Origin of the sequence: Clostridium sp., assembly GCF_050717515.1 — a bacterium.
GTDB lineage: Bacteria > Bacillota > Clostridia > Clostridiales > Clostridiaceae > Clostridium_AD.
Genome location: NZ_JBOITL010000036.1, coordinates 105,491 through 128,759, shown reverse-complemented (window position 1 = coordinate 128,759; position 23,269 = coordinate 105,491). Strand labels below are relative to the sequence as shown.

Genomic DNA, 23,269 nt, shown 5'->3' with positions numbered 1-23,269 from the left:
TACTTTTTCTATTTAGGAGATGGATATTTATGAGAGCAGTAGTACAAAGAGTAAAGTCATCAAAGGTTGAAGTAAATGGTGAATTACGGAGTGAAATAGGATTTGGGTTAAATGTTCTCCTAGGAATTTGCAAAGAAGATACGCAGGATGATGTAAAATACCTAGTTGATAAGATATTAAACCTTAGGATATTTGAAGAAGATGAAAAAATGAATAAGTCCCTGATAGACGTAGGTGGGGAAATGCTTGTAGTTTCTCAATTTACACTATATGGAGATTGTAGAAAAGGCAGAAGACCGAATTTCATGAGAGCCCTTGGTGGAGAGGACGCCCAAATATTATATTTAGAGTTTGTTAAACAGTGCAACGATGTATTAGGTGAGGTTAAAACTGGAGATTTTGGGGCAGATATGCAGGTTTTTATACAAAATGATGGACCAGTAACCTTAATTATAGAGAGCAAGAAAGACTTCTAGGAGGATTAAAATGGAAATTAGAACACTTGTTACAGGAATATATGGATCAAATTGTTATATTGTAATGGATGAGATTACAAAAGAAGCTGTAGTGTTGGATCCAGGTGGAGACGTGGATGATATTTCTCTCGCTATAGATGATATGGGTGCGAAAGTTACATATATACTTTTGACCCATGGACATCTAGATCATACCACCGGTGTGGCTCAGTTAAAAGCAATCACAAATGCAATAGTATGTATAAGCAAAGCAGACGATGATTTAATAGCAAAGGGCGAGTATTTGTTTGGTCCTCTTATTGAAGGTGGGGCAGATAAGTTATTAAGGCAGTGGGATGTAATAAAAATATCGAACTTAGAATTCACTTGTTTAGATACACCAGGTCATACGCCTGGAGGTATGTGCTTTAAAGTTGAAAACTGTGTTTTCACTGGGGATACTCTTTTTGCAGGTTCCATTGGAAGAACAGATTTTGCAGGAGGAGATTTCAATACTATAATTATGAGTATAAAATTAAAGCTTTTATGTCTTCCTGAATCCACTATAGTGTATCCTGGTCATGGACCAAGTAGCACAATAAACAATGAAAAATTAAGCAACCCTTTTTTACAAGATTAATATAGGGCGTTATAGTACTAAGGGTTTTATAAACTATGGTTCGTAAGGAGTTAAAATGATTAAGGTAAAATTAAATAATGCAGAATTTAATTATGATGTATATCAAATGATTAATTTGTTTTTTTTATTCCCTGATATTAAATTTGTAGAAGAAAATTATGATTTTAATATTGAAGTGAAGGAAAATATAGTAACTGTGCAAAAAGGCTCTGAAAGTTTTGAATACAAAGTTGATAATTCTTATAAACTAAAGGACGAAGTAAAAAAAGCTATTTTTTTATATTTTTCAAAGAATACAGAAAATCAGTTGCCTTGGGGCACTTTAATAGGAATTAGGCCTTCTAAAAAAGCTCTTGAACTATTACAAGAGGGATTTTCGGAGGAAGCTATCATAGCGCAGTTCAAAGAAAAGCATGTTGCAAGAGAAGATAAAGCACGACTTTGTATTGATGTTGCAAAATTTGAGAGAAATATTGTTAATAAAAACAAAGACAATATAAGTGTTTATATTGGAATGCCATTTTGTCCTACACGGTGTCTATACTGTTCTTTTGCGTCTAATCCTATAGAAAGTTGCAGAGATATAGTACAGCCTTACCTTGAGGCATTATCTCATGAGATTAAAGAGATAAGTAATTACATCAAAGAAAAGAAGCTAAATATTGAATGTGTTTACTTTGGAGGTGGTACCCCAACTTCCGTAAATGATGAGCAATTTGAATTTATAATGAAATGTATTTATGAAGCTTTTACTCAGAATAATAGTGTACGTGAATTTACGGTAGAATGTGGAAGGCCTGACAGTATAACTTTTAATAAGTTAACTACTATGAAAAAGTATGGGGTTCATAGAATAAGCATTAATCCTCAAACTATGAATGATGATACCTTGAAATTAATTGGTAGAACTCATTCCGTAGATAGTGTTACCCAAAAATTTGATATGGCAAGGAAATTAGGTTTTGATAATATAAATATGGACTTAATAGTAGGGCTACCTGGGGAGAAAATTTCACATATAATAAAAACTTGTGATAAAATATTTGAAATTAAACCCGATAGTATTACAATTCATGGATTGTCCATAAAAAGAGCTTCTAAGCTCCATGAAAAGATGCTTAATAACTATAGGTTTGTAATTCCTGGTCAAGAAGAATTAAACCAAATGTATGAGCACACGGTTGAATTATCTAAAAAACTTAATATGAAACCTTATTATATGTATAGGCAGAAAAATATGGTGGGTAATATGGAAAATGTTGGATACAAAACAGAGGGTAAAGAGGGAATATATAATATTCAAATGATTGAAGAAAAACAGACAGTTATAGCACTTGGGGCAGACGCTGTTTGTAAAGTTGTTTTTTTAGAGGAAAACAGGCATGAGAGGTTTGCAAATATTAAGGATGTTAGAGAGTACATAAAAAGGATAGATGAGATGATAGAAAAGAAAATTGCTCTGCTGGAAACTTTATATAGTTGATAATAGAAAGTTTTAACTTTCCATTATCAAAGAAATAAAAGGAGGTATAAAATGGATATTCAAGCTCCGAAGGGTACAAAAGATATATTACCTGAAAATATTTATAAATGGCAGTATGTAGAGAGTTTATTTAGAAAATTATGTTCTGTATATGGATGCCGCGAAATTAGAACACCTATGTTTGAACATACTGAATTGTTTAAAAGAGGAGTAGGAGAAACTACAGATGTAGTTCAAAAAGAAATGTACACTTTCGAAGATAAGGGTGGAAGAAGTATTACACTAAAACCAGAGGGAACAGCACCTGCAGTAAGATCATTTATAGAAAATGGACTTTTTAATGAGATGCAACCTACAAAGTTATATTACTTTACCCCTTGTTTCAGATATGAGAAAATGCAAAAGGGAAGATTTAGGGAGCATCATCAGTTTGGGGTTGAGGTTTGCGGAGCTAAAGAAGCTTCTGTTGATGCTGAGGTAATTAGCCTTGTTATGAGAGTATATAAAGAGCTTGGAATAGAAGGTGTTCAATTAAAAATTAACAGTATGGGATGTCCTAGTTGTAGAAAAAAATATAATGATGCATTAAAAGAATTTTTAGGGGATAAATATGAAGCTCTTTGTGAAACTTGCAAAAGCAGATTCGAAAAAAATCCACTAAGAATTTTAGATTGTAAAGTTAATAGTTGTAAGGAGATAGTTAGTGGTGCACCAATTATATCCGATTACATTTGCGAAGAATGTTCTACTCACTTTGAAAGTTTAAAAAATTACCTAGGAGTTATGGATATACACTTTGATGTGGATCCACTTATAGTAAGAGGACTTGATTATTACACCAAAACTGTATTTGAAGTGCTTGACAAAAATGGTCTTGCACTTTGTGGTGGTGGAAGATATGATAATTTAATTAAACAAATAGGTGGACCAGATATACCAGCTATGGGATTTGGTATGGGAATTGAAAGACTATTAATGGCACTAGAAGAAAATAAAATAGAAATACCTAAAGAAAAATACATGGAACTTTATGTTGGCTCAATGAATGAGCAATCAAAATATGAAGCAATTAAAATTGTGAATTCCCTTAGAGAAAAGGGAATAAAATGTGAATGCGATCATATGGAGAAAAGTGTAAAGGCTCAAATGAAATATGCTAATAAGATTGCAGCCTACTATACAATTATTTTAGGTGAAGATGAAATTAAAACGAGAATTGCTAAAATTAAAAGAATGTCTGATGGACAACAGCTTGAAATAAAATTAGATAATTTACAAGAAATTATTAATATAGTAAAAGCATAAATGTTAACCCTTAACTCAAGGGTTAGGGTTAACATTTAAGAGAGGAAGGGAACAAAATGGCAGAAGCATTAAACGGTTTAAAGAGAACCAATATGTGTGGCGATCTTCGTGAAACGCATATAACAAATAAAACAACAGTAATGGGCTGGGTTCAGACAAAAAGAAACTTAGGAGGCCTTGTTTTTATCGATTTAAGAGATAGAACAGGAATGCTACAGGTAGTATTTGGAGAAGAAATAGATAAAGAAGCTTTTGAAAAGGCAGATTTAGTCAAACCAGAGTACTGTATTGCTGTAACTGGAGAAATAATTAAAAGACAATCTCCTAATGGGAATATGCCAACAGGGCAAGTAGAGCTTAAAGGAGAAAGTATAAAGATATTGTCCCAATCAGAAACTCCACCTATATATATAAAAGAAGGTTTAGATGCATCAGAAAATATACGTCTAAAATATAGATATCTTGATTTAAGAAGACCAGATATGCAAAAAATTCTTATGATACGCCATAAAACAGCTAAGGTAATTCGTGACTTTTTAGACGAAAATGGTTTTTTAGAAATAGAAACACCTATGCTTACCAAAAGTACTCCAGAAGGTGCTCGTGACTATTTAGTTCCAAGTAGGAATTACCCAGGAAACTTTTATGCACTTCCACAATCACCACAATTGTTCAAACAATTATTAATGGTGTCTGGATATGATAAGTATTTCCAAATTGCAAGATGTTTTAGAGATGAGGATTTAAGAGCAAATAGGCAACCTGAATTTACACAAGTAGATATAGAAATGTCCTTTGTGGAAGAGGAAGATGTTATAGCTGTAAATGAAGCACTAATTAAAAAAGTATTTAAAGAAGTAGTAAATAAAGATGTTATGCTTCCTATGAAAAGAATAACATACAAAGAGGCTATGGATAAATATGGCTCAGATAAACCAGATTTAAGATTTGGAATGGAAATTGTTAACATTACTGAAGAAGTACGCGAATGTGAATTTGTAGTATTTAAAAACGCCATAGATAATGGTGGCTCAGTAAGAGCTATAAAAGTTACGGGCTGCGCAGATATGGGAAGAAAAAAATTAGACAAATTAGGTGAGTTTGTTAAAACTTACAAAGCAAAAGGTCTTGCCTATATTGCGTATAAAGAAGATGAGATTAAATCCCCTATAGCTAAGTTCTTAAGTGAGACTCAAATGAAATCTATATTAAATAAAGTAGAAGCAAAGACCGGAGATTTAGTACTTATTGTTGCGGATAAGGATAGCATAGTATTACAATCACTAGGTGCATTAAGATTACAGGTAGCTAAAGAACTAGAAATTTTAAAAGATAATGTGGAATTTAATTTTGTATGGGTTACAGAATTTCCACTGGTAGACTACAACGAAGAAGAAAATAGATATGTAGCAGCTCACCATCCGTTTACAATGCCCATGGATGAAGATTTACAATATTTAGAGTCAGAGCCAGGTAGAGTTAGGGCCAAAGCTTATGATATGGTATTAAATGGTGAAGAGCTAGGTGGAGGAAGTATAAGAATACATGATTCTAGCCTACAAGAAACTATGTTTAAAGTTTTAGGATTTACCCAGGAAAAAGCATGGGAAAGATTTGGCTTCTTACTAGAAGCATTTAAATTTGGACCACCACCACACGGCGGACTTGCTTTTGGACTAGATAGAATAATAATGTTCTTAGCCGGAACAGAAAATATTAAAGATGTAATAGCTTTTCCTAAAAATCAAAATGCTTTCTGTCCAATGACTCAAGCACCAAACATGGTTGATGACAAGCAACTTTTGGAACTTGGCATAACAAAAGCAGAGATAAAGAAATAATATACTAATATAATATTGTTAAGTAAAAACAGCATAATATTTTCATATTATGCTGTTTTTACGTCCATAAGTTTAAAATTCTCCTAGGAATGTGTTAATTCAACTGCTTAGCTCTTGATTTGTAATAATTCTGATGCTATAATTATAAATAGTACCTATACCGGGTATGATGATTGGAAATAAAAGTTATAATTAACTATGGACAATGGTTCACTATATTATATAGGAGTGATGAAATGACAAAGGAAAAAGATAAAACAATGAATGATGAGCTAGTAAGGGATATTCAAGTGAGACTAAGAAAAATTGAAGGACAGGTTAAAGGTATAGAAAAGATGGTGACAAGTGAAGTTTGTTGCAAAAATATATTGGTTCAAGTTGCCGCAGCAAGGGCTGCTATGAGTAAAGTTGGAGGGCTTGTTTTAGAGAGATATACAAAAAACTGTCTTTTACATGAAGATGACCCAATTGAAGAAGAAAAAATTCAAGAACTAGTTTCAACTTTTCTTATGTTTTTAAAATAATAGCATAGAAGTAAAAAAATAAAGAAGTAAAATTTGTTAACAAATTTTACTTCTTTATTTTTTTGAAAATTGTACTTATAGAAGATACAAAAACTATTCCAATCGCAATAGCACCTGCACTAAACAGGGTTACAACACCTTTGGATAGAGAGGCATCAAAATTACCCTTTACTGCTTCAAGAGTAGCATAATACATTCCACCACCGGGAACAAGAGGTATAATTGAACAGATTATAAATAGGGTCACAGGACTCTTATAAATTCTTGCCATTATTTCTGAGTAAACACTACCTATTAGGGAGGCGAGAAACAATGAAAAAACTAAAGAGGGTTGTAGTTTTGCGGAAAGAAGATAAGTAAACCAGCTAAGACCTCCTCCAATTGATGCTATAATTAGGTTTTTACCTCTGATATTAAATAGTACTCCAAAACCAAGAGAACTTAAAAAAGCATAAAATGAATTAAGAATCATAGTAAACCACCTCCAAATAGCAATACCCATATTTTGAAAATTATACTTGTGCCTGCAGATATGGCGATAGCTACGAATAGCGCTTCTATTGACCGTGATACGCCAGAAACTAAATCACCAGCAATAGTATCTCGTATTGCATTTGTTATAGAAATACCAGGTACGAGTATCATTATAGACCCTATTATTATAGTATTCATATTACCAACTATTCCTAAAGCTGCTGCTATTAGGGCTAAGGTTGCAGCTAAGGCACCACCAAGCATGTTTTTCAGAAAACCATTTACCTCTAATTTATCTAAATATCCACCTGAATAATTTATAAGAGCTCCAATTATAAAGGATACAAAAAAATCTTTATAATTTCCGCCAAAAAGCAAGGTGAAAAATCCTGAAGAGCCAGCAGCAAAAAATGTGGTGGTCATATAAGAATAGGGTGGTATATTATTAATATATTCAATTTGTTTTTTCATTTCATAAGTGGATATGGGCTTTGTAACTATTTTTCTAGACAGATTGTTGATCATCTCAACCTTACGAAGATTAACCGTTCTATTATTTATTCTTCTAACTAATGATATTGTCTTATTTTCACTGTTAGTTATAGAAACCATAATGCCCGTGGGAGTAACAAAACTTTCAGTGTGTGGTATGCCATAGGACTTACATATCATACTAATTGTTTGCTCAACTCTATAAGTTTCTCCGCCATTTTCGAGTATGATTTTACCAGCTTCAGTAGCTACATGAATAATATCGTCAATATGCATGTGATCTCCTTTCAGTATAAAACTAATTTTAGATTTTATGGATATTATAAACTGTAAATACAGCAATATGTATATTAAACAATAACAAATTTCCAATATCATTATATACCATAAATCAAATAAAATATTATTATTTGGAAAATTGAATTATTTGTAATCGTTTGTAGTGTAAAATATCACACATACTTATAGTAATATGCTATAAAGTGTTTTTAAATCCCATAATAAGTGTATTTACCAAATAATTCAGAACATTTCGGGGAATTTTTCATCTTTAGGTTGATTAATAAGTTATTAAATTTTATAATAGGAGTATAATATTATTTTCAAAAATTTATTTGAATTCAAAATTAGAAACCAAAATAATAATTTAATTTAAAAGATGAGAGGACGGGTACTTATATGATGGAATATTTAAAAAACAGTGATTTAAAAGTTTACGAAATTATTCAAGAGGAGAATGCAAGACAAGAGGATCATATAGAACTAATTGCTTCTGAGAATTTTGTTAGCAAAGCTGTAATGGAAGCAAATGGATCTATATTAACTAATAAATATGCAGAAGGCTATCCTGCTAAAAGATATTATGGTGGTTGCGAGGTAGTTGATAAAGTAGAAAATTTAGCCCGCGATAGAATGAAAGAACTTTTTGGTGCAGAGCACGCTAATGTTCAACCGCACTCAGGTTCACAAGCTAATATGGCTGTATATTTTTCGGTGCTGAAACCAGGAGATACAGTACTTGGCATGAATTTAAGTCATGGTGGACATTTAACTCATGGAAGTAAAGTAAACTTTTCAGGGATTTTATATAACTTCATTCCTTATGGCGTCAATCTAGAAACAGAGACTATAGATTACGCGCAAGTTCTAGCACTGGCTAAAGAGCATAATCCTAAAATGATAGTTGTTGGAGCGTCTGCTTACCCAAGAGCTATAGATTTTGCAGCCTTTAGAGAAATCTGTGATGAAGTGGGAGCTTATATGTTTGTAGATATGGCTCATATAGCAGGGCTTGTAGCAACAGGAGCACATCAGTCTCCAGTGCCTTATGCTGATTTTGTTACAACTACTACTCATAAAACATTGAGAGGACCTAGAGGGGGAGCAATTTTATGTAAAGAAAAATATGCGAAACAAATAGACAAGTCCATTTTCCCAGGTATGCAAGGTGGACCATTAATGCAGACTATAGCTGCTAAAGCTGTTTGTTTTGGGGAAGCTCTTAGGCCAGAATTCAAAGGTTACATTGAACAAGTAGTTAAAAATGCAAAAGTACTAGGTGAAGAGCTTTTAAAATATGGTTTTAAATTAGTATCAGGCGGTACAGATAACCATCTTTTACTTATAGAATTAACAAATAAAAACATAACTGGTAAAGAAGCTGAAAAGCTATTAGATATTGTTGGGATTACTGTCAATAAAAATACTGTACCAAATGAAACATTAAGCCCATTTGTAACAAGTGGTATAAGAATTGGAACACCTGCTGTAACTACAAGAGGATTTAAAGAAGCAGAAATGAAAATAATAGCGCAGCTTATGAATGAAACTATAGAAAATAGAGAAGGAAATTTAGAAGAGATTAGAGAAAAAGTAGTTCAATTATGTAGTAAATTCCCATTATATTAGGGACTTGGGAATTGAATAGGATATAAATGTAAAATAAATATTAAAAAATAACATTGGTTCATTACCAGTGTTATTTTTTTACATAATAAAATTTCATATGGTATAATTAATTTAAAGTAAAAATACTCCATTAGGGAGGGGTAATATGGAGAGTGAAATTCCAAATGCAGAAAAGATATTAGAATGTTTATTAGAAAATTTAGAAGAAGGAATTCAAGTAGTAGATAAGGATGGCAAAACTATATATTATAATAATGTCATGGGAAAAGTTGAAGGTATAGAGCCTAGTGAAGTCTTAGGGAAAAAAGTTAGTGAGTATCTAGAGGATGTAAAAGATGATGATTCTACCCTTATGAATGTACTGAAGACCGGTGAAAAAATTGTGGGCTTAATACAACATTATGGCAATGGGTACAAGAAAAAAGTCACTACTATAAATACTACAGTACCAGTAACCGTAGATAATAAGGTTATAGCGGTGATTGAAATAGCAAAAGATATGACTCAGCTAAAAGAGCTAACTGAAAGTATTTGTAAATTGCAAAATCTGGATAAAAAAATTAATAGCCATTATACTTTTAGTGATATATATGGTGATAATCCTACTATGAAAACTGCTATTGAAAAAGCTAAAAAAGCTAGTATGTCAAGTTCCTCTGTATTGATATATGCAGAAACTGGCTCAGGGAAAGAAGTGTTTTCTCAAAGCATTCATTATGATGGGTTAAGAAAAGACAAGCCCTTCATACCTATAAATTGCGCAGCCATTCCTGCACTACTTCTAGAGGGGATGCTTTTTGGCACAGAAAAGGGCGGTTTTACAGGGGCAGAGAATAAAAAAGGATTATTTGAACAGGCAAATCATGGGACCATTTTATTAGATGAAGTTAATTCACTAGAACCTTATCTTCAATCTAAACTTTTAAGGGTACTTCAAGAGGGGTATATAAGGCCTATTGGAGGGACTAAAAGTATAGATATTGATGTACGAATAATAGCTACCTTAAATGAAGAGCCAGAGAAACTTATTGAAAGTGGAAAATTAAGAAAAGATTTCTATTATAGGTTATGTGTACTGAGAATAAATATACCTCCACTAAGAGAGAGAAAAGATGATATTCCTATATTTGTAGAGGAATTAATTGAAAGGTATAACAAAATTTTATGTAAAAATATAAGAGGTATTGATGAAGTTATGATGAAAAAACTTCAAGAATATAATTGGCCGGGAAATGTACGAGAGTTAACAAATGTTATTGAAGCCGCAATAAATATGGCAGATTATAATTCCATTTTAGAAGAAAACTATTTTGATTTTAGAATAGCACATGATAATTGTACTACTGCTGGGGACATCCTTACAAAGGATGATGGGAGCTTCCATTTAGAAAATTATATGAATGGTATTGAAAAGACTATAATAGAAAAAATATTAAAAAAGAATAATTATAATGTTAGTAAAGCTGCTAGAGAACTTTGTATTTCAAGACAAACTCTTCAATATAAAATAAAAATACATAAAATACTAGGAGAGTATTAAAAGAGCAAGATTTTTTGCTATACCTGCAAAATATTATGCATACGTAGAAACCTAAGTAAACAGGTGGGCAACTAGAAATAACCAGCCTAAATTCTCAGTTATATAAAAAGTATGCAGAATATTTTGCGAATAACAAACACATGTACATAAGCAATGGCTTAGATACATGTGTTTTTTATTTGGCACAGAAATTGCTCTATATAAATAAAATACTTTCAATAATAATTTTAAATATGGGAGGTAAAAATTATGATAAAAAAAGGCACCTGGGTTGAAGTAGAAGAAATCGTTTTGCTACCAGAAGATAGAGCTACAAATATACCAGATGAGACAAAAAAAACTCCACTTAAGAGCTGGACACGAGGAAAGTGCCTTAGCGACTGTGAACTTGGGGATAAGGTACAAATTGAAACTAATATAGGCAGAATTGCCAGCGGTGAAGTTGTAGACATAGAGCCAGGATACTACCATACCTATGGCAAATATGTTGAAGAAATAAGTAATATAGGAAAACAAGCTAGAGAAATAATAGCAAAATAGTAAGGTTTAATTATAATTTAAGAGGAGGTAATAAAGGGTGAATAAATATGAAGAGCTTATGGAACGTAAGAATGAAATAATTCTTAAATCTATAGGAATAGATTATAGTAAATATGAAACTGGCAAACTTTCCTTTGATTATGAAGGATTGATGAAAGATGTCGGATATTGCTTAGAGGAAGTTAAAGAAATTCAAAATGAGGTAGGGGTGGGAAATACTCCGTTAATAGAGCTGAAAAACATTACAAAACTTGCAAGGAAGACTTCAAAAACTGGGCATGCAGCTAGAATATTTGCAAAGGATGAAAGTTGTAACCCTTCTGGTAGTTTTAAAGATAGACGAGCATCTATATCTGTATATGATGCAATGAAGAGAGGATACATTGGCGTAGGAGCAGCTACTTCAGGTAATTATGGAGCAGCGGTTGCATCACAAGCCAACATTAGGGGTCTTAAATGTATAATAGCAAACGAATGTTATGATTCAAAAAAAATAGGGCAGCCAGAAATATTAGAAAAGGGAAGAAAGTGTGAGGGACTTGGAGCAGAAGTTATTAGGCTTTCCGTGGGACCTGAATTGTTTTATATTTACCTAAAAATACTTGAAGATACAAAATATTATAATGCGTCTTTATATTCTTCTTACGGTGTAGCTGGAATTGAAACACTAGGATATGAAATAGCTGAGCAGTGTAGAGAAAAATTTGGTAAAGATCCTGATGCAGTTATTATAACTCATGCAGGTGGTGGAAATGTTACTGGTACTGCAAGAGGGCTTATTAAGGCAGGTGCTGTGAAAACGAAAATAATAGGAGCATCAGTTGATCTTTCCGGACTTCATATGGCCTCAGACATAGACTTTAACAAGAAATCCTTTACAACAGGCCATACAGGTTTTGGTATTCCGTTTATGACAAATCCTGACAGGTCAGATGTACCTAGAAGTGCAGCACGGCCACTAAGATATTTGGATAGATATGTAACTACCTCTCAAGGTGAAGTATTTTGGATGACTGAAATACTCGCGGGGCTTGAAGGACTAGAAAGAGGACCAGCAGGCAATACATCTTTAGTAGCAGCTTTTGCAATTGCTCAGGAATACGATGATGATGCCATAATAGTTGTGCAAGAGACTGAATATACTGGAGCTGGAAAACATTTAATACCCCAGCTTAATTTTGCTAAAGATAACGGCATTAAGGTTTATGTAGGTGATCCTAAAGATCAAATACCAGGCGTTAATATAGTAATTCCATCTCATCCAGAAGTAGTAACAGTCACAGATGTTGATATGGAAGGGCTAAAAAATTCCTACATAAAAAATTGCCTTAACAAATTGATAGATAATAAGGCGGAAAAAGTTGATATCAAGTTTTTATCCTTAGAAACAAAACTAAGCATGGAAAAAATAGTTGAAATATTAAAACAACATAACATTGAAATAGATTAAAAAATTAAATAAATTAAGCAATGAAATAGATTAAGTACTAAAATTTTTAGGAGGAATTTAATTTATGAAAAGAGAAGATGATTTTGAAATAAGAAGGGAACATTTGAAAGGTCTTACCGAGGAGCAATTATATGATAGGTTTTGGAACTTAACTGAGGAAATTGTAAAACCTATTGTGGATTTAGCCTATACTCATACATCACCATCTATAGAGAGATCTGTAGTACTCAGAATGGGATTTTCAAGTTTGCAGGCAAAACCATTAATTGATTATGGTACAAAGTATAATTTACTCGGGAAAGGTATTGGAAATGTTATTTTAACTTATGCAAAACTTAAGAACATGGATTACCTTAAAGCAGGAGAGGAATTGTGCAGAGGAATAGGCTGGGATATAGTATCAGAAAAAATGAAGGGAAGTGACAAGTAATGGTTGAAAAATTAGAAGAAAATATAAAACTTAATGTGGAAGAAATATTAAAAGACTTAGATAAATACGAACCAAAATGGAGAGGCTGGCACTGGAGAGAAGAAAATAAAGAAGGAAAAGTAGGAGAGTTTACATACCATGAAATATCAGCTCCACTAAAGAAAAGCCATGGTCTTCCAGCAGCAAGAAGCTTTGAGGGTATAGACCCACAACCAAGACCTGTTATTACTACAGAAATAGCTTCAGGAAGATTTGAAGATGATATAAGAAGAATGAGAATGGCTGCATGGCATGGTGCGGATCATTTAATGGTTATAAGGACAATGGGGCAAAGTCATTTTGATGGATTACTTGAAGGAAGCCCAGAAGGTATAGGTGGCGTTCCAATAACTAGAAAAGAAGTTAGAGCAACAAGAAAAGCTATAGATTTAATAGAAGAAGAAGTAGGAAGAAGAATTAATTTCCATTCCTATGTATCAGGTGTGGCAGGTCCTGATGTATCAGTTATGTTCGCAGAAGAAGGCGTTAATGGAGCTCATCAAGATCCACAATACAATGTACTTTATAGAAATATTAATATGTATAGATCCTTTGTAGATGCAGCAGTAGCAAAAGGTGTAATGACCTGGGCAAATATCCTTCAAATAGATGGTGCACATAATGCAAATGCTACAGCAATGAAGGGTTATAAAGTAATGCCAGAGCTTATGGTACAACATGCTATAAATTCTTGTTTTTCAGAAATGGTAGGAATGAAGCCAGAAAATATTGCATTATCTACTGTACCACCAACTTCAGCACCAGCTCCATGTATGAGATATGACTTGCCTTATGCAGTAGCACTTAGACATTTCTTTAAAAAGTACAAAATGAGAGCTCAGATGAATACAAAATATGTAGAATCTTGTGAAAGAGAAGCTACAGTTGGTCATACACTAAATTTGCTAATATCAGAATTAACTTCTGTTGATATTCAAAGTACTATAACTCCTGATGAAGGACGTAATGTTCCATGGCATTATAATAATATTCATGCTATAAATACTACAAAACAATCTTTTTTAGGTATGGATGGTCTAATGGACATGATAGAACTTAAGAAGACCGGATATTTACCTGAAAAAGCTAGGGAAATAGAAGAAAGAGCCATAATGTTCCTTGAAGAAATGATAGAAGTAGGCGGTTATTTTAAATCAGTTGATGCTGGATTCTTTATAGATTCAGGCGAGTATCCTGAAAGAAATGATGATGGTATTGCAAGAAAGATGGATGGCGGAGATGCTGTGGATACAATAGTTTTAAGAGACATTGATTATTTTGCACCAGTTTGTGGTCATTTTGGCTTTAATAATGTTCCAAGTGAATATAAAAAAGCTTGTGATGCAATCCATGAATGTACCTTATGCAACCATTCAAAAATTCAATATATTGATGAATTAGATGAAAATGATAATGTATTTAAGAGAATGGAAAAAGTTAAGGAAGATGGCACTATTATCCCTGAAGTTCAATGGGCAAAAGACGGGTATGTGAAGGTTACTCTATTTATACCAGAAAATGAGCAGATTAGTGAGGCTGCAGCCCTTGAAATGGGCAAACGAATGAACCTTAAAAATGTTGAAGTTCTTCATAAACAAGTTTTGCAAAAAGCTGAAGGTTGTCTTGTAGAAATTAAGGGTGTTTGCGATTTTACTCCTGTAAAACGTGATGAATTAGTACTTCCTAAGAGAAGAAAAGTGTTATCAAATCAAGTTATGAAAGATTATGTAAAAGAGCACCCAATAAAAGTTGCCGCAGCTACTGTAGGTGAAGATGAACATTCAGTAGGGCTAAGAGAAGTTATTGATATAAAACATGGTGGAGTTGAAAGATTTGGTATACAAGCAGTTTATCTTGGAACCTCCTGCCCGATAGAAAAATTAGTAGATGCCGCTATAGAATCAAAAGCTCAAGCAATACTATGTAGTACAATAATTTCTCATAATGATGTGCATATAAAGAACATGAGAAAGCTTAATGATCTTTGCATCGAAAAAGGAGTAAGAGATAAAATTATACTTGTTTCTGGTGGAACACAAGTAACAGATGATATAGCAAAAGCAAATGGTATGGATGTTGGATTTGGCCGTGGATCAAATGGTACAGCTGTTGCATCCTTCATAATTAAAAGGTTAATGGGTATTCCGGATATTGAAGAGGAAGAAGCATAAAAGGGAGGAAATTCATTTGAAAGTAGATTATCTAGTTGCTGAAATAGGTAGTACAACTACTTTGGTTACAGCTTTTAATACCATCTATGATGATAAAGGCCACGTTGTTGTAGATATACCTTTTCAAGGTAAAAGCTGTACTACAGTTTTAGACGGTGATGTAACTATGGGACTCAAAACTGCAGTAAAAGATATAGAAAATCAAATTGGAGAATCACTTACCTGGGACAGGATGCTAGCAACTTCAAGTGCTGCAGGTGGTCTTCGAATAACTGTTCATGGACTAATGGAACAGATGACTGTTAAAGCTGCTAGAGAAGCTGCTTTGGGTGCAGGTGGTATCATAAAAATGGTTACTGCTGGCAAGATGAGAAAAAGTGATTTAAAGAGAATCCATGATATAAACCCCAACATGATAATGATTGCTGGTGGCATTGATTATGGTGAAAGGGAAACTGCTCTTTATAATGCAGAACTTATAAGTGCAGAAAAATTTAATAAACCTATAGTGTACTGTGGAAACATTGAAAATCAAGAAGAAATTAAAGACATATTTGAAGGACAAGAGATTTATTTGATTGATAATGTTTATCCAATGGTGGATAGCTTAAATGTGGAACCAGCAAGAAAAATAATACAAGAGGCTTTTGAAAAGAATATCGTAAAAGCACCTGGAATGAATAAAATAAAAGAAATGGTGAATGGGAGCATAATGCCAACTCCAGGAGCAGTTATGGAAAGTTCAAAAGTTTTATATGATATTATAGGAGACCTCGTAGTTTTTGATGTAGGCGGTGCTACCACAGATGTACATTCTGTTACTGAGGGAAGTACTTTGGTTTTAGATATGCTAGTAAATCCTGAACCAAAGGCTAAAAGAACCGTAGAAGGAGATCTTGGAGTTTTCATTAATAGTAAAAATCTAATAGATTTACTTGATACACGTGATTTAGGCGAATTTACTAAGGAACACATAACTCAGCATATAAAACCAATACCCATAGAAGAGGATGACATAAATGCAAGTAGCCTGCTAACTAAAAAAGCACTAGATGTTGCAATAAGTAGGCATGTAGGATTTATAAAAAGGAAATATGATGGGGAAAGCGGATTTGTGGCTTATGGTAAGGATTTATCAGAAGTTAAATATATAATAGGCACTGGAGGCGCATTAACAAGACTTCCTAAAGGTGAAGCTATGCTCCTAGGAATAAGATACTTAAAGGATGAAGTTACAATGCTTCCTAAAAAAGGTGCTAAGGTGCTTTTAGATAAAAACTATATTATGGCTTGTGCAGGAGTTTTAAGTAGAGAAAATAAAGAAGTTGCCAAAGCATTATTAATTCAAAGTTTAGGCATAACCGTGGATATGGAAATTAATGAAGTTAGCAAAGCAGTTTAGAAAAAGGGGAGTAGCTATATGAAAAAGATTTACCCTTGTGTGGACGTAGATTTAAGGAAATTAACACATAATGCAAAAACAATCACAGATATGTGTAACAAAGTGAATATAGAGGTTGCCGCAGTGACTAAAGTGTTTTGTGCTCAAAGTCCCATTACAGAAGCTATACTAAAGGCTGGAATTAAGAGTGTTGCGGATTCAAGAATCACAAATTTGAAAAAATCTAAAGAGTTAAACTGCACCAAATTAATGATTAGAATTCCAATGATTAGCGAAGCTTATGAAATTGTTAGGTATAGCGATACAAGTTTAAATTCAGAGCTTGCTACAATTAGGGCCTTATCAGTAGCTGCAAAAGATTTAAATAAAACTCACAATATTATTCTAATGGTAGATATAGGTGATTTAAGAGAAGGTGTCCTAATCAAGGATGCAGCTTCCACTGTGCGCGAAATATTAAAATTAGATAAGATTAATTTAATTGGACTAGGCACCAATGTCACTTGTTATGGTGGAGTAATTCCTGATAATGAAAACTTAGGAAAGCTTATAGCTTTAAAAGGAGATATAGAAAAACTCTTCGGTATAAGTTTACCTGTAATTTCAGGAGGGAATTCTAGCAGTCTTTATATGGTTATTAATAATTCTATGCCAAAAGAAATTAATCAGCTAAGAATTGGAGAATCAATACTTCTTGGTAGAGAAACTGCTTATGGAAAGCACGTAGCTAATTGCTATGAAGATGCTTTTATCTTAAAGGGTGAAATAGTTGAAATAAAGAATAAACCAACGATTCCAACAGGTAATATTGGGATGGACGCTTTTGGGAATATTCCTCATTTTGAAGATCAAGGAATAAGAAAAAGAGCTATTATAGCAGTAGGAAGACAGGATATAAGGCTTGAAGGGTTAGTTCCAGTGGACTCTGATATAAGTATCTTTGGTGCAAGTAGTGATCATCTTATTTTAGACATAACCAAATGCAAAAAAGAGCTTTTAGTCGGGGATATAATAGATTTTAACGTAGATTATGGTTGTTTGATGGCAGCAATGACATCTCCTTATGTTGAAAAATATTATAATAATTAAAACTAAGTTTAAAAGGTATAACTAGAATATTAAATTTTGAGGAGGAAAACATTATGAAAAACAAGATAAGAGTAGTAGTTTGGGGACTAGGCGTTATGGGTAGCGGTATTGCTAAAATGGTTCTTAGTAAAGCAGGATTTACTATAGTAGGTGCTATTGATATGGATCCTAGTAAAGTTGGTAAAAAGCTTTATGAAGTGTTAGGAGTAGACGAGAGTGAAGATAATTCCTGTATAATTACAAAAAATGCTGAAGATGTAATAAAAAAAGGCTATGCAGATGTTTGCCTTATGGCTACAGCTTCCTTTACAAAAGTGGTATTCCCATTAATAAAAATGGCAGCAGTTGCTGGCATGGATATTGTAACAACAGCTGAGGAAATGTCCTACCCAAGAGCATTAGACCCAGAATTGTCGGATGAAATGGATAGAATTGCTAAAGAAAATAAGATTTCCATATTAGGAACTGGAGTAAATCCTGGATTTATTATGGATTTAGTTGCAATAATGCTTACAGGAGTTTCGGATACCGTTGATAGCATAAATGCTACTAGAGTTAATGACCTAGCTTGCTTTGGAAAAGCTGTTATGGTTGAGCAAGGTATTGGGCTCAAAAAAGAGGCATTTATACAAGGAGTTAAAGACAATACAATAGATGGACATGTTGGATTTTTACAATCCTTTGGAATGTTTGAAGAAGCATTTAATATTAAGCTAAATAATGTTAGACAAGAAAAATCACCAATTCTTACAACTATTCCACGAAGCACAGATATTGTTTCCGTAGATGCTGGTGATGTTGCTGGATGTAAACAAATGGGATATGCAAATTTAGGAGATAAATTGTTTATAACCATGGAACATCCTCAACAGATCAAACCAGAAATGGAGAATATTAATACTGGAGATTATATAACAATTAAAGGAGTTCCAAACTTAAACCTTCAAATAAAACCAGAAATACCAGGAGGAATTGCTACAATAGCTATATGTGTTAATATGATTCCACTTGTAATGAATTCAGAGCCAGGCCTCAAAACAATGCTAGATTTACCAGTTCCAAGAGCTATCATTGGAGATGTTAGAGATTTAATAAAGGTAAGAAAATAGTAAGAGTAAGAAGCTATTAAGAGAGGGATATTTAGATGGAAAATATAAAAGTTATTATATGGGGACTTGGGGTAATGGGAACTGGTATTGGTAAAATGATACTTACTAAAAAAGGTATTAAAATTGTAGGTGCCACAGATAATGATCCTTCAAAAATAGGGAAAGATTTAGGTCAAGTTTTAAACATTGAAAATTTAGGAGTAATTGTTAGTGATGATGCAGAGGCACTAATGGAAGAAACAAAGGCAGACATAGTTTTCCTTACAACTAATTCCTTTGTGAAAAGTGTATATCCAGCAATAAAAACCATAGTAGAAAGTGGTAAAAACTGTATTACTATTGCAGAAGAAATGACTTATCCTTTTGCCGTGGAAAAAAAGTTATCTAATGAAATGGATAGAATTGCAAAAGAAAATAATGTAACAATTTTAGGTACAGGTGTTAATCCAGGATTTGTTTTAGATACATTAATTATTACATTATCTTCTAGCTGCAGAAATGTAGCATCTATAAGAGCAGAAAGGATAAATGATTTGTCTCCATATGGTCCAACTATAATGAGAACTCAAGGTGTGGGGTTAACTATAGAAGAGTTTGAAACGGGCATTGAAAATGGCTCCATAGTTGGTCATATAGGCTTTGCACAATCTATCCCAATGATTGCAAAAGCCTTAGGCCTTGAGTATGATGAGATAACTCAAACTCTCGAACCAATAGTATCAAATACTCATAGAGAAACTCCCTGTGTTAAGGTTAAGCCAGGTATGGTAGCTGGGTGTGATCATAGAGCTATAGCTACAAAAAACGGGAAACAAATTATAACACTAGAACATCTATTACAAATACATCCAGAATGTGAAGCAGTGGAAACTGGCGATTATATATATATAAAAGGTGATGCAGATCTCCATTTAGCAATAAAACCTGAAACACCTGGTGGAATAGGAACTATAGCTATAGCTGTAAACATGATTCCACAAGTTATTGCTAGCAGAGCAGGACTTAAAACAATGATGGATTTGCCAATTCCTCATAATATAGAAAATAGTTTTGCAGAGCAAGTAAATTATTACAAAGAATAATTTAGATATTTACAAATAACACCGGATTGATAACGGTGTTATTTTTTGTCGTTTTATAAGATTAAAAATGCTTACATGTATACATTACCAATATTTGCATATATAACTACTGTATTTATTGCTAATAAATGTCCGTATAGGTTGTAATATTAAGTAAAACAGAGAAAAACTAAGCTGATTTAATATAATTATTTATCCTGGGGTTATATGAGCTTATATGATATAATAGTGGAATAGCGTCAATAATAACTATAAAAGTATTTTAAGATTTTTTGTATCCATTAGGTGCAATCTAATAGATTAAATGAAAATAGTAAATAGAATTTAGGAGGAGAAAATATGAATATATGTATATTAGGTGGTGGAAATTTAGGTACACTTGTAATGGGAGATATCGGACGAAGGGAAGATATTTCTGTTCGATTATTGACTTCAAGACCAGATGATTGGAACCATATAATTGAGGTTTGCGATAATGATGGAATATTTAAATATTCAGGAAAGGTGGATATAATATCAAGTAATCCAGAGGAGGTAATCAGTGATGCAGACATCATTATATCTACGCTTCCATCTTATATGTTTAATAGAATCATACAGAAAATAAAGCCTTTTCTTAAAATAGGAGTGTGGATTGGCATGATGCCAGGTAATGGTGGCAGCGAATTCTATTGCAACGAACTTATTGAAAGTGGTTGCACACTGTTTGGATTTCAAAGGGTTTACGGTATAGCTAGAATAAAGGAGTACGGAAAATCTGTGTATGACCTAGGCAAGAAAAAAGAACTTTTTATAGGAGCTATACCCGCCTGCAACACATCAGAAGTATGCGAGGTAGTGGAAGATATATTTAATGTGAAGTGTAGTCCACTAGCAAATTATCTTCATGTTACACTTACACCAGCTAATCCAATCCTTCATACTGCAAGACTTTATGAAATGTTTCATAATTATAGTGAAGAAATTTATTGGGAAAAAATGATTAGCTTCTATACTGAATGGACAGATGAGGCCTCAACAATTCTAATTGCCTGTGATGAAGAGGTACAAAAATTGTGCCGTAAGATATCTACAATTGATTTGAAAAGAGTTGGTTTTGTAAAAGCGTATTTTGGAGCAGAAACACCTCAGCAGATGACTGCTAAGATCAGCAATATTATTGCGCTTAAAAATATCCAGTCCCCAATGGTAATAACTGAGGATGGGTATATTCCAGATTTTAAATCAAGATACTTTATGGAGGATTTCCCATTTGGACTATGTATTATTAAGAGCTTTTCTGAAATACTTGGAGTTGAAATTCCATTAATCGATAAAATTCTTATGTGGTTTGAGAAAGTCACTGGGGTTGAATATTATGTGGATGGTAAATTCGAAGGAAAAGATTTGAAAATTCTTCCGCTACCACAAAATTTTGGGATAAACTCACCGGAAGATATTATTGCATATTATAGATAAGCTAGTGCTACCCGCAACTTGGTGAATAGATAAAATACAATATGCACAACAAATAACTTTTAAGTGACTACTAAATATTTGTCTCGGAAAATATAGGCTATGGATAGGGAAACATTAAAGACTGTAAAATATTCAATATTAAAATCTATTGTAAGGTATAAGATAACCCTGGACTAACTAATTTGTCCAGGGTTATCTTATACTATTAATGCTTTGTTATGGTATATACTTCTGCAAAAATGCCCTCAAAGCTAACAAAGAAAATTTTCATTTCAGTTTCTGTTACTTCTGTCCTAATTGCAATATATTTATCTTGGTTTTCAGTGGGTCCTCCACCTATGATTGTTGCAAAGGTAAACTTTTTATCATCAGGAGCTACTACTGTGGGAACATGGGTGTGACCTGAAAAAACTACATTTATCTTCATTTTATTTAATAAATCACGCCAATCATTTTGATAGATTTCTAAAGAAGCTACTCCAGTAGTATTAGTATTTAATGGGATATGGACAAAAGCAATTTTGTATTTTGCATTTTTATATGCATCACTTTCATATATAGCTTGTAACCATTTTGTCTGGAGTTTTCTATAATTTTCGAAATCTGCTAATCCACTATATTCATTGTCTGTATCTAGTTTGTCTTCTCCGGAGTCTAGAACCACTGCGAAAATAGGACCAAAGCTAAAGGTATAATAGTATTGATTATTAGGTAGAGCTAAATAGTTAGGCAAATCTCTAGCGGCCCCACCTCTTGGTTCATGATTACCTCGAACAAAGTAGAAGGGCTTTTCACCATTTGTTGCGATGGATAGAGGTTTTAAAATTTTACCTATTATGTCAGAAGTACTGTCTAATGTATTAACAGTGTCACCATTTAAAACAACAAAATCATAATTACCCTTTGATAAGAATTTATTATATATATTTTTATTTTCATGTACATCATTTAGTGTATAAAATACTAATTTATCATTTAAACTTGCATCACTATACACTTTAAAGTTACTTAGGGCTGTGTTTCCATAGTTTACGTTATTTTGATAACTATGATTTATTTTGGTACTTAAAATCCTATAAATTATTGAACTATGCTTTGGTGAAGGTATTACTACTTTATGGTATTTTGTGTTAGCATCTATTAGTCCATTAGTAGACATAAAGGCCTTCTTAAGATGATCTTTATCAGGCCCATATTCTACATAGGAAGTGCTGTTTTTGTCTGTGGTCCAAAGTATTGCAATACTGTTATTAGCTATAACTTGAATATTTGGACCAGAGGTTATTTTTACATCCCCAAAATCCATGATTTTTATGAATAATAATATACAAGCAACAATTATAGCGGAGTAATAAAATATAGGAATATGGCTGATTTTTAAAGCGGGACTAAAAAAAACAAGAATAAAAAATAGCATAATAATAAACAAATAAGGAGTGGGGGATTTTAGGTAAGAAGTTACTAGATATTGTGAACCCTCCATTCTGATAAATAAGTAAATAGTAATAGCTGATAATAATACTCCGAAAATAATTGGAAATACTATATTCACAATAGCAAGAGGTTTAATAAATTTTTTTTTGTTGTTAATTAATGCAATAAAAAGCATAAGGGAATATATAAAATATCCAGTATATAAGGCAAATAACAGGGTGGAAAATGCTAACTTATCATGAAAGGGCGTCTTGGTATCCCTATCTATGAAATACCAAAAGGGTCTCATAGACAGAAAAGTCAAGATATTAAAGAAAGATAAAGTTAAAGTAGAGGTAAAGAAAATAATAATTAGTGGTTTTGAAAACTTACTTTCCATTTTTGCCTCCTTATTATTAATGTT

Annotated in this window: 20 protein-coding genes; 17 read left to right on the top strand and 3 right to left on the bottom strand. The window is 32.8% G+C overall.

Translation table 11 applies throughout. The annotated features are described in order from the left end of the window. Positions 1 to 29: 29 nt before the first annotated feature. From dtd to ACREV6_RS20090, 6 genes are all read left to right on the top strand, one after another. Positions 30 to 476: a D-aminoacyl-tRNA deacylase gene (gene dtd, locus ACREV6_RS20115; protein WP_431579829.1), complete on the top strand. Its 447-nt coding sequence runs from the start codon at positions 30 to 32 to the stop codon at positions 474 to 476. A gap of 10 nt (positions 477 to 486) precedes the next feature. After that, on the top strand, positions 487 to 1,095 hold the full coding sequence (locus ACREV6_RS20110) for an MBL fold metallo-hydrolase (RefSeq protein ID WP_431579828.1): 609 nt from the start codon (positions 487 to 489) through the stop codon (positions 1,093 to 1,095). 55 nt (positions 1,096 to 1,150) lie between these two features. Further along, positions 1,151 to 2,578, top strand: coding sequence for a coproporphyrinogen III oxidase (locus ACREV6_RS20105; protein ID WP_431579827.1), 1,428 nt, complete (start codon positions 1,151 to 1,153; stop codon positions 2,576 to 2,578). Between the two features lie 51 nt (positions 2,579 to 2,629). Then, positions 2,630 to 3,883: a histidine--tRNA ligase gene (gene hisS / locus ACREV6_RS20100; RefSeq protein ID WP_431579826.1), complete on the top strand. Its 1,254-nt coding sequence runs from the start codon at positions 2,630 to 2,632 to the stop codon at positions 3,881 to 3,883. 56 nt (positions 3,884 to 3,939) lie between these two features. Further along, positions 3,940 to 5,724 carry an aspartate--tRNA ligase gene (aspS, locus tag ACREV6_RS20095; protein ID WP_431579825.1) on the top strand — a complete coding sequence of 595 codons (1,785 nt, stop codon included), beginning with the start codon at positions 3,940 to 3,942 and terminating at the stop codon, positions 5,722 to 5,724. 236 nt (positions 5,725 to 5,960) lie between these two features. Then, positions 5,961 to 6,248, top strand: coding sequence for a metal-sensitive transcriptional regulator (locus ACREV6_RS20090; RefSeq protein ID WP_224854561.1), 288 nt, complete (start codon positions 5,961 to 5,963; stop codon positions 6,246 to 6,248). A 46-nt stretch (positions 6,249 to 6,294) separates the two neighbouring features. On the opposite strand, the gene ACREV6_RS20085 is transcribed toward ACREV6_RS20090, so the two are convergent. Together ACREV6_RS20085 and ACREV6_RS20080 are read right to left on the bottom strand one after the other, a co-directional pair. Beyond that, positions 6,295 to 6,720: a threonine/serine exporter family protein gene (locus ACREV6_RS20085; RefSeq protein ID WP_431579824.1), complete on the bottom strand. Its 426-nt coding sequence runs from the start codon at positions 6,718 to 6,720 to the stop codon at positions 6,295 to 6,297. Further along, positions 6,717 to 7,490, bottom strand: coding sequence for a threonine/serine exporter family protein (locus ACREV6_RS20080; protein ID WP_431579823.1), 774 nt, complete (start codon positions 7,488 to 7,490; stop codon positions 6,717 to 6,719). Before ACREV6_RS20080 ends, ACREV6_RS20085 begins: the two co-directional genes overlap by 4 nt. 402 nt (positions 7,491 to 7,892) lie before the next feature. On the opposite strand from ACREV6_RS20080, the gene glyA reads away from it, so the two are divergent. The 11 genes from glyA (at position 7,893) to ACREV6_RS20025 (ending at position 21,432) form a co-directional block, all read left to right on the top strand. Beyond that, a complete protein-coding gene (gene glyA / locus ACREV6_RS20075) occupies positions 7,893 to 9,122 on the top strand; it encodes a serine hydroxymethyltransferase (protein WP_431579822.1) in 1,230 nt (409 codons plus the stop codon). 145 nt (positions 9,123 to 9,267) lie between these two features. Beyond that, on the top strand, positions 9,268 to 10,662 hold the full coding sequence (locus ACREV6_RS20070) for a sigma-54 interaction domain-containing protein (RefSeq protein WP_431579821.1): 1,395 nt from the start codon (positions 9,268 to 9,270) through the stop codon (positions 10,660 to 10,662). A gap of 249 nt (positions 10,663 to 10,911) precedes the next feature. Then, positions 10,912 to 11,202, top strand: a complete 291-nt coding sequence (ortA, locus tag ACREV6_RS20065; RefSeq protein ID WP_431579820.1) for a 2-amino-4-oxopentanoate thiolase subunit OrtA — start codon at positions 10,912 to 10,914, stop codon at positions 11,200 to 11,202. Between the two features lie 37 nt (positions 11,203 to 11,239). After that, positions 11,240 to 12,652 (top strand): 2-amino-4-oxopentanoate thiolase subunit OrtB, encoded by a 1,413-nt coding sequence (gene ortB / locus ACREV6_RS20060; protein WP_431579819.1) that lies wholly within the window; start codon positions 11,240 to 11,242, stop codon positions 12,650 to 12,652. A 64-nt stretch (positions 12,653 to 12,716) separates the two neighbouring features. Continuing rightward, entirely contained in the window at positions 12,717 to 13,082 is a 366-nt protein-coding gene (locus ACREV6_RS20055; protein ID WP_431579818.1) for an ornithine aminomutase subunit alpha, read from the top strand. Further along, positions 13,082 to 15,292 (top strand): D-ornithine 4,5-aminomutase subunit OraE, encoded by a 2,211-nt coding sequence (gene oraE, locus ACREV6_RS20050; RefSeq protein WP_431579817.1) that lies wholly within the window; start codon positions 13,082 to 13,084, stop codon positions 15,290 to 15,292. Before ACREV6_RS20055 ends, oraE begins: the two co-directional genes overlap by 1 nt. 16 nt (positions 15,293 to 15,308) lie before the next feature. Next, positions 15,309 to 16,694: a GlmL-related ornithine degradation protein gene (locus ACREV6_RS20045; RefSeq protein ID WP_431579816.1), complete on the top strand. Its 1,386-nt coding sequence runs from the start codon at positions 15,309 to 15,311 to the stop codon at positions 16,692 to 16,694. Positions 16,695 to 16,712: 18 nt separating this feature from the next. After that, on the top strand, positions 16,713 to 17,783 hold the full coding sequence (gene orr / locus ACREV6_RS20040) for an ornithine racemase Orr (RefSeq protein WP_431579815.1): 1,071 nt from the start codon (positions 16,713 to 16,715) through the stop codon (positions 17,781 to 17,783). Positions 17,784 to 17,836: 53 nt separating this feature from the next. Next, positions 17,837 to 18,892 carry a 2,4-diaminopentanoate dehydrogenase gene (gene ord / locus ACREV6_RS20035; RefSeq protein WP_431579814.1) on the top strand — a complete coding sequence of 352 codons (1,056 nt, stop codon included), beginning with the start codon at positions 17,837 to 17,839 and terminating at the stop codon, positions 18,890 to 18,892. Positions 18,893 to 18,927: 35 nt separating this feature from the next. Beyond that, positions 18,928 to 19,974: a 2,4-diaminopentanoate dehydrogenase gene (gene ord / locus ACREV6_RS20030; RefSeq protein ID WP_431579813.1), complete on the top strand. Its 1,047-nt coding sequence runs from the start codon at positions 18,928 to 18,930 to the stop codon at positions 19,972 to 19,974. Between the two features lie 339 nt (positions 19,975 to 20,313). After that, positions 20,314 to 21,432, top strand: coding sequence for an NAD/NADP octopine/nopaline dehydrogenase family protein (locus ACREV6_RS20025; protein ID WP_431579812.1), 1,119 nt, complete (start codon positions 20,314 to 20,316; stop codon positions 21,430 to 21,432). Between the two features lie 205 nt (positions 21,433 to 21,637). Here the strand turns inward: ACREV6_RS20025 and ACREV6_RS20020 are convergent, their stop codons facing one another. Then, a complete protein-coding gene (locus ACREV6_RS20020) occupies positions 21,638 to 23,245 on the bottom strand; it encodes a metallophosphoesterase family protein (protein WP_431579811.1) in 1,608 nt (535 codons plus the stop codon). Between the last annotated feature and the right edge of the window lie 24 nt (positions 23,246 to 23,269).